This is a genomic window from Advenella kashmirensis WT001 (genome assembly GCF_000219915.2).
GTDB classification, from domain to species: Bacteria; Pseudomonadota; Gammaproteobacteria; order Burkholderiales; family Burkholderiaceae_B; genus Advenella; species Advenella kashmirensis.
In genome coordinates this window covers 4123118-4137084 of the sequence record NC_017964.1, presented here as the reverse complement: position 1 = coordinate 4137084, position 13967 = coordinate 4123118, and the positions used below count along the sequence as shown (strand labels likewise).

Genomic DNA, 13967 nt, shown 5'->3' with positions numbered 1-13967 from the left:
TTGCTAAGCCAAAAAATGCCTAAATTCATGTTTGAGGTTTATACTTCCGTGTTTATACGCATTTGTCTTTTAAAATACGGGCCGTGGCTGCTAAAGTGCGCCCCAGATCCATGGGATCACAGAGGATATTCATGAAGCGAGTTTTAACAAACATTCTGGTTGCCGGCAGCGTTTTGGCTGGCATGGCCTTCGGTACGACAGCTTTCGGCGCAGAAGCCGCTGCTGCATCCGCTGTTCCTGACGCCGAGAAAGGTGCAGCCCTTTACACAAAGGGTGATACATCTCGCGGCATTCTTGCCTGTGTTGCCTGTCATGGCGCCAACGGCAATAGTGGGGTTGCCATGTACCCGAATCTGGCCGGCATGCCTCATGAGTACCTCACGCTTCAGCTTGAACACTTCAAGGCGCCCGCCGACAAGGTTATTCGCGGCACGCCAGACGGCAAGCCTACAGCCATGGCGCCTATCGTAGCGCAAATGACCAAGGAAGACATGCAGAACCTGTCGGTCTTCCTGAGCAAACAGCAACTGACTCAACCGGCCAAAGCCAAGCAGGGCGACAATCGGAAAGTGGTTGAACGTGGTCGCCAGATCTGGCGTGCCGGTATCCCCGACCGTGGCGTTCCCGCCTGTGCATCTTGTCACGGCGCGACTGGCCAGGGTATCCCATCGGCCTTTCCCCGTTTGTCCGGTCAGCATCCAGAGTATCTTGAAGCTCAGTTGCATGCCTTTGCCGATGGCTATCGCACGCAGGGTGGCGCGGAAAACATGATGGGTAAAATTGCCAACCGCATGAACAAGGCAGACATCCAGGCCGTTGCAGACTACGCAGCCGGCATTCGCTGATTCAACAGCCTGACGGTCAGCGGCCCCTCGCAATTGGCCGCAACCGACAATTTCTGACCTGTGTTATGGAACTTTTCCGTAGCAACGGGTCAAAGAAGGGGTAACGCGCATCGTGTGCCCCTTTTTCTTATGACAAATTCAGTTTCTAGACCCACTACCAGAGCCTGGGGCGCCCAGCTCGTTGAATTGCTCGGCTCCATGCGTTTTGCTGTGAGCCTGCTCATGTTTATCTGCGTGGCCAGCATTATCGGTACGGTCCTGCAGCAAAACCAGCCTGATCTGACCTACACCGACCAGTTCGGTATGTACTGGTATGCTGTTTTCAGCAAGTTCGGCGTGGCGCAAGTCTATAACACCTGGTGGTTCCTGCTTATCATGACTTTTCTGGTGGTCTCCACCAGCATCTGCCTGATACGCAATGCGCCCAAGATGTTCAAGGACATGCGTTCGTTTCGCGAATATATCCGCGAAGGCAGCTTGCGTGCCTTTCCGCATCGCATAGATATCCAAACCGGCCTGACCAGTGCTGCCTCACTCGCGCGGGTGCGGGGCTGGCTGAAAAAAGAAGGATATGCGGTCAAGGAAAAAACCGACGCCAGCGGCACGCTGCTGGCGGCCAAAAAGGGCAGTGCCAATCGGCTGGGCTATATTTTTGCGCATTCGGCCATTGTGATCGTCTGTATCGGCGGGCTGCTCGACAGCGAGTTGCCCAACCGTCTGCAAATCTGGCTGGGCAGCAAACAACCCATTCCCGACACCGCCAGATACGTTTCCGATGTGCCGGACGCAGCACGTTTTTCGCCGGGCAACCCCAGTTTTCGCGGCAATGTCTCCATCGCAGAAGGCAATTCGTCCAACACCGGTATTCTGGCGCTCAGCGGCGGGCAGTATTTGCAAATGCTGCCCTTCGATATCAAGCTCAATAAATTTATTATTGAGTACTACGAAACCAATGGGACGCCCAAGCGTTTTGCCAGCGAAGTGACGATCACCGACAGGCAACCGGCCAGGTGACCAACGAAACCATCGAAGTCAATCATCCGTTCCAGATGCATGGCATTACCCTGTATCAGTCAAGCTTTCATGATGGTGGCTCCAAGGTGTCAGTAACCGGCTATCCGCTGGCAGGCAGCGACAGCGCGCCGTTTGAGTTGTCCGGCGTGGTCGGAGAGCAGACACGCCTGACCACAACCCTCAATGGTCAGAGCAAGAACTACACCGTGACCTTCGATGACTTCAAACCCATCAACGTCGAAGATCTGTCCGCGCCGAACCCGGGCGCAGCCCAACCCAAAACATTCCAGGAAGACATCCTGGCCGTAACCGGCAGCGCTGCCGGCAGGAGCGAAAAGAAATTGCGCAACATTGGCCCCAGCGTGTCCTATACGCTGACCGATGATCGCAATCAGTCCATCAAGTTCAATAACTACATGCTGCCGGTCATGCTTGAAGACTCACCGGTTTTCCTGATCGGTATGCAACTGCCTGGCGACTCGATGTTCCGTTATGTCCGGATTCCTGCAGATAGCAAAAGCACGGTCAACGAATTTCTGGCCATGCGTGCGGCATTCAATGACAAGGCGCTGCGCCTGAAAGCGGCCACGGCCTATGCAGAAAAGAATCAGGATGGCCGGATTGATAAAGCGGTCATCGTGCAACTGGCCGAGCGCGCGCTCAGTGTCTTTGCAGCCGACGGCTTTGTCGGTATCGACAATTATGTTGAAGGCCAGGGCGTGCCGGAAAGCGACCGGGTTCCTGCCCAGTTGCGCGAACCCATGAAGAAAATCCTGCGCGAGTACCTGCTATTTAGCGCCATTGAGCTGCGCAACCTGGCGCGCGAACAAGCCGGTCTTGCGCCCATCGTTTTCGAAGGGCCGGATGCCCAGGCACAGGCGCGCTGGTTTGATCTGTCCCTGCGTGCCGTCTCTGATCTGGCAAACTACCCGGCGCCCATGTTTCTTCAGCTGAAAACCTTTCAGCACATTCAGGCCAGTGTTTTGCAGGCCACGCGTTCCCCGGGTAAACTATTGGTCTATGGGGGATCAATCCTGCTGATGCTGGGTGTGTTTTCCATGTTCTACATCCGTGATCGTCGAATCTGGATCTGGGTCAAGCCCGGGCAGGATGATCAGGATAGCCGTATGATGGCAGCAATGACCTCGCAAAAACGCACCCTCGACTTCAATCGTGAATTCGAGCGCTTCCGCCATTACTTTACCGGCAACGAAAAAGCCTAGGGGCAAATATGTCAAATACCGTTGTGACCGCATCAGGAGCCGCCGACCAGCTGGTCGATTGGGAAAAGAATATTACCGAGTCCGGTGACAGCCGCGTGCTGCGCGGTAAACCCGACCTTTCAGACCTTTTGTTCCTGCTGGTGCTGCTGGCAGGCGCCGTCTACGCCATCATTCAGTACCCCGATTCGATGGATTACTACGAGAAAGCCATTCTGGTCGGCATGACATTTGCGGCCACCTGGATTGGCTGGTTGTGGCGGCCCGCGCGCAAGCTGATGATCGCCTGTGCCCTGGCTGCCGGTGTGGCCATATGGCTGTATGACGGCCAATTGGCACATGCGGAAAGCAATTTCCTGCTCAAATACCTGCTCTCTTCACAATCGGCCATTTTGTGGATGTGCGCACTGTTTTTCATGGCCACTGTGTGCTATTGGATCGGATTTGTCAGTACGACTGGCGCCTGGATGGGGTCAGCCCTGACCTGGACCGGCGTTTTTGCCGGCTTTACCGGCCTGTTGGTGCGCTGGCGCGAGGGTCATCTGATTGCGCCTGATATGGGCACATCCCTGTCAGCAATCTGTATGAAGTTTTCGTGCTGTTCTGCCTGATCACGGCCCTGTTCTACCTGTATTACGAAAGACGCTACAACACGCGTGCCCTGGGCGGCTTTGTGCTGCTGGTCATCTCGTCTGCCGTCATATTTCTGCTCTGGTATACATTTGAGCGTGACGCTGCCGTGATTACCCCGTTGAATAACGCCCTGCGCAGCTGGTGGATGAAACTGCACGTACCGGCCAATTTCATTGGTTATGGTTCCTTTGCGTTGTCCGCGATGGTCGGTTTTGCCTATCTGGTCAAGCAGCATGGTGCCACCACCAGCTGGAAACCCATGATTCCGCTGCTGGTCGTGGGCGGCGCCATGGTGTCGGAGCTGTTCATTTTCCGAGACAAAGACAATATGGGCTTCTGGTTCGTGTACTTCCTGGGCAGCCTGGCCATCGTGGCGGCCATTTTGCTTGGACGTCGCGTCATTGCTGCCAAATTGCCGCCGCTGGAGGTGCTGGACGATATCATGTATCGATCCATCTCCATCGGCTTTGCCTTTTTCACCGTGGCCACCATTCTGGGCGCGTTCTGGGCCGCCGATGCCTGGGGCACCTATTGGCAATGGGACCCGAAAGAAACCTGGGCCTTTATCGTCTGGCTCAACTATGCCGCCTGGCTGCACCTGCGCCTGATGAAAGGCATGCGCGGGACATTTGCCGCCTACTGGGCGCTGGTTGGTCTGGTTATTACCAGCTTTGCCTTCCTGGGCGTCAATATCTTCCTGTCGGGCCTGCACTCCTACGGAGAGCTGTAAGCCACAGCTGGCGCCCCGCGCCGGACAGCCAAAAAAAGGGATACCCGGTTATACGGCAACCAGGTATCCCAACAGGGAAAATCATCAATTCATTCATCTGCACTCGCGCTGGCGGGCGTTTGTGCTGCCTACTGCTGTGTGCCCCAGCGCCGCACTGTCATTTTTTCCAGGGTTCTGAACACCAGGTTTTCAACCACCAGGCCCAGGATCACGACCATGACCAGTCCGGCAAACACCTGAGCGGTTTCCAGTTCATTCCGGTGCTGGAACACATACCAACCCAGGCCGCCTTGGCCCGATGATGCGCCAAAGACCATTTCAGCTGCGATCAACGTACGCCAGGCAAAGGCCCAGCCAACCTTCAGGCCGGATACGATGGAGGGCAGTGCGGCCGGAATCAGGATCTGCCAGACAAACCTGAGCCCGCGCAGTCCATAGTTCTGCCCTGCCATGCGCAGTGTTTGCGGCACGCTCTGAAATCCGGCAAAGGTGTTCAGGCCAGCGGCCACATAACCGAATGCACCAGTACGAACAATAAGCTGCTTGTGCCCAGTCCGAACCACATCAGCGCCAGTGGCAGCAGCGCAATGGCTGGCAAGGGATTAAACATGGAGGTAAGGGTGGACAGGATATCCCGGCCAAGTCGGGTGGAAATGGCAAATGTGGTCAGAAAAAACGCCAATATCACGCCCAGCGCATAACCTTGCAGCAGCACCGACAGTGAAATCGCCATGCGGGCAGGCAACTCGCCGTTGATCAGGTCAGCCCACATGGCGCCAACGGTGGCGGTAAATGTGGGTAGCAGCAGTTCATTGTCCTGCCAGCGACCGACTATTTCCCAGATCGTCGCCAGAACTGCCAGGATCAGGATTTTGCGCACGCCGTCATGATTGGCCAGGCGATGCGTGAGGCTCAGGGGTTCACGCAGCGACTCGGCCTGTGCTGCGGGCGCCAGTGCCGAAAGCGGATATTCGAACTCCGGTCGGTAAGGGGGTTCGATGCGCAAGCTAGGCTGGTTCATGAGAATGCTCGGCAAGCGTGGAATCTGCTTCGAAGGCAGGCAGCTCCTCGAATAGAAGGCGGTGAATTCGGCTGGTTGCCGCCTGAAACTGCTCGCTCCCCGCACTATCCATACTGAATTGGTGACTGTTGAGCTCTGCACGTACGCGGCCCGGATGCGGCGACAGCAGCAAAATCCGATTGCCGACCACCAGCGCTTCTTCTATGGAATGGGTGACGAACATCAATGTGACCCGGGTTTCTTCCCACAATTGCAATAATTCTTCCTGCATTTTGCGCCGCGTAAGCGCATCCAGGGCGGCAAAGGGCTCGTCCATCAGCAGCACCGCCGGTTCCATCGCCAGCGCGCGTGCAATTGCAACGCGTTGCTTCATACCGCCCGAGAGCGTATGCGGATAGGCATGCAAAAAATTGCCCAGTCCGACCCGGTGCAAATAATGCTCAGCGCGCTCCCTTGCCTGCACCTTGTCCAGCGTACGCGAGGCGCGCAAGGCGAAGATGACATTCTGCAGTACCGTCTTCCATGGGGCTAGCTGATCGAATTCCTGAAAAACCACCACCCGGTCGGGTCCTGGCCCGGAAATGGCGTTGCCATTGAGCGTAAAAGCGCCCGATTGGGGCTTGATAAATCCGGCAGCCGCTTTGAGCAGGCTCGATTTGCCACAACCGGACGGGCCCAGCAGAATGAACCGGTCGCCTTTGTAGATGGAGAAACTAACGTCGCGCGTCGCCTGTACGATGGCATCGCCGGTCTGGTACCGCAGGTTTACCCGCTCTGCACGAAACAGGGCCTCGGGCAGGCTGGCTTCTGGCAGAACATCGCCACGTGGCAAAGACGCCTGTCCTGCCGGACCGGTGGGGGCGCTTTGACTAGCGGGTTGTGATTTTTGCAGCACTTGCGCGGGAGTGGCAGCCAGTCGCAACGACGTGTTTTTCAGTGCATGGGTCATATTTCAACTGCCATTGTGGTTGTGTTCATCATCAAAAAAGTAATCCTGATAGGATGCCGGGCGGTTTTTGATGGCGCCGACATCGCCCATGAACTGAGCCAGCGGGAAGGTGTTTTCCGGCGCCAGCTTGACCTGGATATCGGGATTCCTGATGATCTCAATCAACAAGTTGCGGTCGATATTGCTTTTAGCCGTCCGAATATACGCATCGGCCGCGCCTTCAGGGTTGGCTTTGATAAACGCCGCCGCTTCTTTCAGCGACGCGACAAAGGCGCCATAGGTCTTGGGGTTGTCCTGGCGAAACTTCTCTGTGGCGTACAGCACGGTTGATGTCGACGGTCCGCCCAGCACGTCATAGGATTTCAAAACAATATGCGCGTTCTTGTTGCCCTTGAGTTCCTGTTCCTGATAGGGAGGCGTGGCAAAATGGGCGTTGATTTCCGTGCCGCCCTTGATGATGCTGCCGGTCGCTTCCGGGTGCGGCAGGGTCACCGTCAGCCGATCCAGCTGTTTGAACGCCTCCTTACCCCATTGCTTGGATGCAGCCAGTTGCAATATGCGTGCCTGGACCGAAACGGTTGTTGCCGGCAGCGCAATGCGATCCTTATCGCTGAAATCTGCAATGGTTTTAACGTCTGGATTATTGCTGATCAAATAATACGGAAAGTTGCCCAGGGAGGCGACGCCTTTGACATTGTATTTGCCGCGAGTTTTATCCCAGATGGTCAGCAACGGGCCCACACCGGCGCCTGCGATGTCGATTGAGCCGGACAACAGGGCATCATTAATTGCCGCGCCGCCCGACAGCTTGACCCATTGGGGTTTGATCTCAAGCCCCGTGGTCTTGCCGTGTTTTTCGATCAGTTTCTGATCCTGCACAACCTGCAGCAACAGATAGACGATGCCATGCTGCTCGGCGATTCGCAACTGACCTTCGGCATACGCCGTGGTGCCGGCAAATGCCCAGGCTGCCAGTGCAAGCGCTGCGGTACGCATTGACAGAAAACGAAACGGGCGTCTGGCAGCATTGATACTCATGATGGACTCTCTGGATAAAGTGAAGATTGAAATGTTGTTATTGACGGTCGAGTATGCGGCGTGTTTATTGGCGGGATCAGAACGGCGTACGGGCTAGCTCTATTGTGTTGGCAATTCAGGCAATCCTGCAGCGAGGCGACTACCGGTTCGGGTGCAACTGGCAGATTCACCCGACCCAGGCCGCATCGCGTATTAACACAGTTGTGATCAAACTGGCGCGGTTCCTTCCACTGTGGTCCGGTTCAGGCGGCGACGCTGATCGTCGGGGGTGCCGCCGGCCAGATGGATGACCGAGCGGTTATCCCAGAAAACCATATCGTCCTTCTGCCATTGATGGGTATAAATGAATTCGGGACGGACACTGTGCGCAAACAGTTGCTGCAGCAGATCCTCACTCTCATCCTGCGGCAGACCGACAATACGCGAGGTGAAGTGTTCGTTTACGAACAGGGTCTTGCGGCCATTGTCAGGATGGGTCGTGACTACCGGATGGACCACTGGGCGCACTTCATCCAGCTGCGCCTGCGTCAGTGCCGGGCGCCACGGCGCCTTGGCGCGCTGTTCTTCGTAGCGCTTGATGTAACTATGCTCTGCTTTCAGCGGCAGCAACACTTTTTGCAGCGATGCAGGCAGGGTTTCCCAGGCCAGGTGCATATTTGCAAAATGGGTATCGCCGCCGGAGTCGGGCAACTCACGGGCATGCAGCAGCGAGCCCAGACTGGGCACCGCCTTGTACGACAGATCGGAATGCCAGAAAGCGCCGGCATCGCCCAGGCCGATCGGCTTGCCGTTTTCCCGGATATTGGATATTTGCAGAATTTCTTCGTGGCCTGGCAACTGGAACTGTCTCAATACATGAATCTGCAGCGGTCCGAAGCGACGACTAAATTGCACATGCTGCGCCGGCGTAATGTCCTGCTTGCGAAACACCAGCACATGGTGATCCGAAAAGGCTTGCCTGATACGTGAGAATGCCTCGTCGGACAGTGGTTGATCAAGGTTCAGATCAAGCACCTCAGCGCCAAGCGCTGCGGCCAGTGGCCGTATCACAAAAGGTGATGCAGAGGACTCGGGCTGGCCAACAGGCACAGGAGAAGACGAGAGTGAAGCGTAGACGGCAGACATAGATGACCAAAGACAAAATGGGGGATCAGATATGGCTACTGTATATAAGGAATTCTTATACGTAAAATAGAAAATTCTTATTTATATATTCGGATATAAGGACCTAACTGGAGCCCATAAAGCGCTGGAGGCTTCCTGGGGGTGATACTGTTTCTTGCCAACGGTACAACCGGAGCCTGTTTGATGGGCGCATCGCGCGCGCGGGTGATTGTTGTTGCGGGGGCAGGTTAGATGCAGCGCTATATCTGTCGCTGGACGCGTTATGGCCGTGACTGCATTCCCTATGCCAGTTGTCATAATGAAAAAAGCGAATGCCGGATTGCGGCACTCGCTTTGATTGATTCTCCGGGGGCAAGGGCCGGCGGCAGGTAACCTCAACCAGGCAGCATCTGCTCCGAAGCGAACAGTTCTTCGATGGTTTCGCGGGGGCGGATCAGATAAGTCTGATCCGCGTCGACCATCACTTCTGCACACCGCGGCCGCGTGTTGTAATGGCCCGACATGACAAAGCCATAAGCCCCGGCCGATTCGATTGCCAGCAGGTCATTTTGCTGCAATTGCAACTGGCGGTCGCGCGCCAGCCAGTCGCCGCTTTCGCAGATCGGACCGACAATATCGTACACGCGGGCTTGTGCCGCATCGTTCACGTCGCGTGTATTCGACGGGCTGACAACAGGCAGCACCCCATGCCAGGCGTCGTACAGGGTCGGGCGCAGCAAGTCGTTCATGGCGGCATCCACGATGGCAAAATTCTTGCTTTCGTGATGTTTCAGGTATTGCACCCGGGTGACCAGGATGCCGGCATTGCCAACCAGGGAACGCCCGGGTTCCATGATCAGTTGCAGATGTCCATAACCGCGTTCTTCAAGTCTGGCGAACACCTTGTCCAGCAGCAAGGCTGGCGCAATGGGTGTTTCGTCCTGATAGCGGATGCCCAGACCACCGCCGATGTCCAGGTGTGCCAGCCGGATATCCAGGCCGGCCAGGGTATCAATCAGATTAAGCAGGCGCTCCAGCGCATCCAGATACGGCTCTATCTGTGTGATCTGAGACCCGATATGACAATCAACACCGACGATCCGGATGCCGGGCAGGACGGCAGCGCGCTGGTATACCTGCGCTGCTATTTCAATTGCAATGCCAAATTTGTTGTCCTTCAGCCCGGTGGAGATATAGGGGTGGGTCTTGGCGTCCACGTCCGGGTTCACGCGCAGTGATACCGGCGCGGTGCGTCCCAGCTGGCTTGCGATAAGAGAAATGCGTTCCAGCTCGTCGGTAGACTCCACATTGAAACATTTGACGCCTGCTTGCAGTCCGGCTTTGATTTCCCAATCCTGCTTGCCCACGCCGGAAAAGACAATGGTGTCGGGGCGGGCGCCTGCTTTAAGGGCTCGGGCCAGTTCGCCGCCGGAAACGATATCGAAACCGCTACCCCATTGCGCAAATTGCTGCAATACGGCCAGATTGGAATTGGCTTTCATGCCGAAACAGACCAGTGCGTTGCGATTGGTCAGCGGCTGTGCGTAGGACTCCCAGGCCGCCTTGAGCGCTGCACGGGAATAAACGTACAGCGGTGTGCCGTAGCGTGCCGCCAGCTCGGAAACAGAGACCGACTCTGCCATGAGTTGCGAGCCGTCGTAATGAAAAAAGGGTGCACCGCCGGGGCATTCAGTTCAGACATGATAAACAGTAGTTAATGAAACAATTAAAAGGGTGAAGTCATACGGGGATGACAGAAATGGGGTCAGCACAGATGATGACTGGGTTATAGAAGCACTATAGAAGCATAAAGAACGTCACGCTATCAGGTCCCCAACCGGTCGGCGTTGCCGAGCGGGCGACGTGTCCGCTTTCATTGGGTGGGCTGTGGTGGCCTGTCTCGTGCAGTAATAAGGATCAAACTGCGCCAGGTCACCGTGCCACAGCTCACAGCGCAAGCGCTTTATCGCGTACTTGCAATGCGCTATCACGGTGCGGCAGTTGAGCTGGTGCCGCCAGCGGGTTGCGCGGTGGCAGCGTTTTTGGCCGCTTGCCGCTTCGCCTGTTTTTCTGCTTCGGCCTTCGCCTTGCGGGCTTGATGCGCTCTTCACGTTCCTGCAGCTTCTGTTTTTGCTCGGCAGTGGGAAGATACAGTGGCGCTTTATAGCCGCAAGCCGTTAAACCCACACTCCCGACAAGGAGGGTTACAATAATGGCTAAAAGGCGTTTTATACTTGGCGCAGACACGGCACACCCTATTAAATTTTTTACAGAACCATATTATGACTGAATCAGAATTTCTTGCACGCGCAGATGCCATCCTGGACAAGATCCATGAACAAGCCGACGACTGGTTTGAAACACTGGATATTGACCTGGATGCCAGCCGCAGCGGTCAGGTACTCACTATCGTATTCAATCAGAAAACCCACGTCGTGGTCAACAGTCAGGCACCGCTTCAGGAAATGTGGGTAGCCGCGCCGTCCGGCGGATTTCATTACAAGTTCGATAACACCAACTGGGTGGACACACGCACCGGGACGACGCTTCAGGATAACCTGAGCAGCATTTTTTCCGATATTACCGGTCGCGCGCTCACCATAACCCTCTGAAGCAGCGCGGCATAATCGCTGTATTTCAGGCCGGATATCGCCGCGATCACAATTGTGGCGGCGATCTATATGCCAGGCCGCGTGCAGGTTGAATCGTTCCGCGCGACCCGGAAGTAAAAAGAGCAATAAAAAAAGGGGTTCATGCATGAGATGTGCATGAACCCTTTTTTATCCGTGGCCAAACCGGTTGCCTGCTACTTCAGATCATCAGATCCTTGCCTTTGGGGCCATAAACCGATTTGGGGTGCTTAAAACCGTATGGGTGGCCCACCCATGGGGTTGAACGACTCCAGGGCCTTGCCGATGGCGTCACCCGATGGCGAGCCTGCCGGTTTGGCAGCATTCGAATCCCGAGCACCGCTGCCCGACACACCTATATTAGCCAATGCCTTGCCCTGCGGAAATTCAGAGAAATAGTAGTTGTCACCCACTTTGGTCAACCCTTCAGGCATTGGGCCGGGCTGGGTCACAGGCACTTTTTTGAGGGCGGTTTGCATGTACGTGAGCCAGATCGGCATGGCCGCGCCGCCCCCGGTTTCCTTGTCGCCCAGTGATTTGGGCTGATCAAAGCCCAGCCAGGAAATGCCTACCAGTTTGGGTGTAAAACCGGCGAACCAGGCATCAAATGACTGGTTGGTGGTGCCGGTCTTGCCCGCAATGTCATTGCGTTTGAGCGTGGCCTGGGTTCTGGCGGCGGTGCCCGATTTGGCCACGCCGCGCAGCAGTTCATTCATCACATAGGCTGTACGGGGATCCAGTACGCGGTTGGCTTCGTCGCCGGCCACGGCTGGCTGGGCCTTCATGATGACGCGTCCCGTGGCAATATCCACAACGGAATCAATGATGTACGGATTGATACGATAACCGCCGTTGGCAAACACCGAGTAGGCACTGGCCATTTGTAGCGGCGTTACGCTGCCGGCGCCCAGCGCCATGGTCAGGTACGCGCTTTTGGGCGGCTGACGTGCCGGATCAAAGCCAAAGCGGGAGATGAATTCACTGGCGAACTCCGGACCCACCGTTTGCAGAATGCGGATGGATATCATGTTTTTGGATTTATACAAACCCTGGCGCATGGTCTGGCTGTAGGAGTACGAATTACCGTAGTTCTTCGGGCTCCAGGGTTTACTACGCGTCTGCGCGGCGCTCAGATGAAAGGCTGATCCGAAATATTGGTGCCGGGTGTAATACCGCGTTCAAGACCGGCTGCATACACGAAGGGCTTGAAGGTAGAACCGGGCTGGCGCCAGGCCTGGGTGACGCGATTGAAATCGCCCCGGTTGAAGTCGAACCCGCCGATCATCGATTCGATGGCGCCATTTTGCGGGTTCAGGGAAATGAACGCGCCTTCGACCGTCGGCATATTGATAATCGTCCAGGTGTCGTCCACTTTCTGCAGATAAATGACTGAACCACGCTGGATCCGACGGGAAACCGGTCCGGTTTTGACCAGGGCCCGTTTCACATAGCCCAAAGACTTGCCGCTCAATTCATAGATCTGTTCCGGCGTGCGCGCGGCGACCACTTTGGTGGCGCTGGACGAGAGCACCACGGCTGTCACCAGGTCATCGCTGTCGCGGTATTTATTGCGGATTTCTTCAAGGGCAATATCAAACCGTTCCGTATCATTCTCGATCCCTTCAGGCAGATCAACCTGAGCCGCCGGTCCGGGATACGGTTTTCTTCGCGTATACGACATGATGCCTTCGCGTACCGCATGATAGGCCACTTCCTGGTCTTCCGAGCGGATGGTCGTGTAAACACTCAGGCCACGCCCGTATACATTGTCTTTGTAAACGTTGTACATGAGCTGCCTGGCCAGTTCTGCAACGTACTGGCCATGACGGGCAATGTTGGTTTCCGGTGTTTCCTGCGTATTGTCACGCAGGACGATTTTCTGCGCCATGGCCTGCTGATGCTGTTCGGGTGTAATGTATCCCAGCATTTCCATGCGATCGAGCACGTAATGCTGACGTGCGACAGCACGTTTCATGTTTGCGCGCGGATTGAAGCGGGAAGGCGCCTTGGGAATACCGGCCAGCAGGGCGGCTTCGGCAATGGTAACCTCTGACAGCGGCTTGCCGTAGTATGTGCGGGAAGCGGCGGCAAAACCATAGGAACGATGCCCCAGGTAGATCTGGTTCAGATATAGCTCAAGGATCTGTTCCTTGCTCAGGTTCTGTTCGATCTTGTAGGTGAGCATCAGTTCGTAGAACTTACGGATGAAGGATTTTTCCGAGGACAGGTAGAAGTTTCGTGCAACCTGCATGGTAATCGTGCTGGCGCCCTGTGATTTGGCGCCGGAAACCAGGTTGGCAATAACTGCACGACCCACGCCAGACCAGTCGACCCCGCCATGACTGTAGAAGTTATCATCTTCTGCCGCCAGCAAAGCCTGTTTCATAACATCCGGAATTTCATTGAAGCGCAAGACGTTACGTCGCTCTTCGCCGTATTCGGCCAGCAGGACTTTATCTGCCGTGTACACGCGCAACGGCACCCGCGGGCGATAATCGGTCATCGCCTTCAGATCCGGCAGATTCGGCCAAGTCAGCGCAACGGCAAGGGTACCCAGCAACAAACCGCAAAGCCCGAGGCCAATGCAGAATATGACGGATTGAAAAAGGAACCGGCCTATGCGCGAGCCTGCGCTCGGGCGCTGCACAGTTTTACGAGGGGAGTTGGGTTTACGTGTACTCATCGCAGGCAATTTTAATACCTTCTAGCAGGAAAAGCTGAATTTTTCGGCTCTTTCTGTAACTGAATTGTGCTGTGTGGTGTACATGTGCTATGTTGCAACA

11 protein-coding genes and 2 pseudogenes are annotated in these 13967 nt (G+C 55.8%); 6 read left to right on the top strand and 7 right to left on the bottom strand.

The annotated features are described in order from the left end of the window. Positions 1-131: 131 nt before the first annotated feature. The 5 genes from TKWG_RS19375 to ccsB all read left to right on the top strand — a co-directional run bounded on the left by TKWG_RS19375 (position 132) and on the right by ccsB (position 4442). Positions 132-845, top strand: a complete 714-nt coding sequence (locus tag TKWG_RS19375) for a c-type cytochrome (protein ID WP_014752465.1) — start codon at positions 132-134, stop codon at positions 843-845. Positions 846-1043: 198 nt separating this feature from the next. After that, positions 1044-1859 carry a cytochrome c biogenesis protein ResB gene (locus TKWG_RS27410; protein ID WP_407636873.1) on the top strand — a complete coding sequence of 272 codons (816 nt, stop codon included), beginning with the start codon at positions 1044-1046 and terminating at the stop codon, positions 1857-1859. Continuing rightward, a complete protein-coding gene (locus tag TKWG_RS27405; RefSeq protein ID WP_407636872.1) occupies positions 1856-3082 on the top strand; it encodes a cytochrome c biogenesis protein ResB in 1227 nt (408 codons plus the stop codon). The genes TKWG_RS27410 and TKWG_RS27405 overlap by 4 nt, the downstream gene beginning before the upstream one ends. A gap of 8 nt (positions 3083-3090) precedes the next feature. Next, on the top strand, positions 3091-3690 hold the full coding sequence (locus tag TKWG_RS27400) for a hypothetical protein (protein ID WP_407636871.1): 600 nt from the start codon (positions 3091-3093) through the stop codon (positions 3688-3690). Further along, positions 3675-4442: a c-type cytochrome biogenesis protein CcsB gene (gene ccsB, locus TKWG_RS27395; RefSeq protein ID WP_407636870.1), complete on the top strand. Its 768-nt coding sequence runs from the start codon at positions 3675-3677 to the stop codon at positions 4440-4442. Before TKWG_RS27400 ends, ccsB begins: the two co-directional genes overlap by 16 nt. Before the next feature lie 128 nt (positions 4443-4570). Here ccsB and TKWG_RS19360 read toward each other — a convergent pair. The 6 genes and pseudogenes from TKWG_RS19360 to lptM all read right to left on the bottom strand — a co-directional run bounded on the left by TKWG_RS19360 (position 4571) and on the right by lptM (position 10801). Beyond that, positions 4571-5463 (bottom strand): annotated as a pseudogene (locus tag TKWG_RS19360) (ABC transporter permease). Further along, on the bottom strand, positions 5450-6412 hold the full coding sequence (locus TKWG_RS19355; RefSeq protein ID WP_014752462.1) for an ABC transporter ATP-binding protein: 963 nt from the start codon (positions 6410-6412) through the stop codon (positions 5450-5452). The pseudogene TKWG_RS19360 and the gene TKWG_RS19355 overlap by 14 nt, the downstream one beginning before the upstream one ends. 3 nt (positions 6413-6415) lie before the next feature. After that, positions 6416-7450 carry an ABC transporter substrate-binding protein gene (locus TKWG_RS19350; protein WP_014752461.1) on the bottom strand — a complete coding sequence of 345 codons (1035 nt, stop codon included), beginning with the start codon at positions 7448-7450 and terminating at the stop codon, positions 6416-6418. A 207-nt stretch (positions 7451-7657) separates the two neighbouring features. Then, positions 7658-8575 carry a TauD/TfdA dioxygenase family protein gene (locus tag TKWG_RS19345; RefSeq protein WP_041709664.1) on the bottom strand — a complete coding sequence of 306 codons (918 nt, stop codon included), beginning with the start codon at positions 8573-8575 and terminating at the stop codon, positions 7658-7660. Between the two features lie 374 nt (positions 8576-8949). After that, positions 8950-10197, bottom strand: coding sequence for a diaminopimelate decarboxylase (lysA, locus tag TKWG_RS19340; protein WP_014752459.1), 1248 nt, complete (start codon positions 10195-10197; stop codon positions 8950-8952). 304 nt (positions 10198-10501) lie between these two features. Then, positions 10502-10801, bottom strand: a complete 300-nt coding sequence (gene lptM / locus TKWG_RS24165) for an LPS translocon maturation chaperone LptM (RefSeq protein ID WP_407636869.1) — start codon at positions 10799-10801, stop codon at positions 10502-10504. A gap of 35 nt (positions 10802-10836) precedes the next feature. On the opposite strand from lptM, the gene cyaY reads away from it, so the two are divergent. Further along, positions 10837-11166, top strand: coding sequence for an iron donor protein CyaY (gene cyaY, locus TKWG_RS19330; RefSeq protein WP_014752457.1), 330 nt, complete (start codon positions 10837-10839; stop codon positions 11164-11166). Between the two features lie 248 nt (positions 11167-11414). On the opposite strand, the pseudogene TKWG_RS19325 reads toward cyaY, so the two are convergent. After that, positions 11415-13867, bottom strand: a pseudogene (locus TKWG_RS19325) (penicillin-binding protein 1A). Between the last annotated feature and the right edge of the window lie 100 nt (positions 13868-13967).

What these genes read in the sequence shown, in the direction of transcription:
- TKWG_RS19375 (WP_014752465.1), top strand. Translation starts at nt 132, where the DNA reads ATGAAGCGAGTTTTAACAAACATTCTGGTTGCCGGCAGCGTTTTGGCT.
- TKWG_RS27410 (WP_407636873.1), top strand. Translation starts at nt 1,044, where the DNA reads ATGCGTTTTGCTGTGAGCCTGCTCATGTTTATCTGCGTGGCCAGCATT.
- TKWG_RS27400 (WP_407636871.1), top strand. Translation starts at nt 3,091, where the DNA reads ATGTCAAATACCGTTGTGACCGCATCAGGAGCCGCCGACCAGCTGGTC.
- TKWG_RS19355 (WP_014752462.1), bottom strand. Translation starts at nt 6,412, where the DNA reads ATGACCCATGCACTGAAAAACACGTCGTTGCGACTGGCTGCCACTCCC.
- TKWG_RS19350 (WP_014752461.1), bottom strand. Translation starts at nt 7,450, where the DNA reads ATGAGTATCAATGCTGCCAGACGCCCGTTTCGTTTTCTGTCAATGCGT.
- TKWG_RS19345 (WP_041709664.1), bottom strand. Translation starts at nt 8,575, where the DNA reads ATGTCTGCCGTCTACGCTTCACTCTCGTCTTCTCCTGTGCCTGTTGGC.
- lysA (WP_014752459.1), bottom strand. Translation starts at nt 10,197, where the DNA reads ATGGCAGAGTCGGTCTCTGTTTCCGAGCTGGCGGCACGCTACGGCACA.
- cyaY (WP_014752457.1), top strand. Translation starts at nt 10,837, where the DNA reads ATGACTGAATCAGAATTTCTTGCACGCGCAGATGCCATCCTGGACAAG.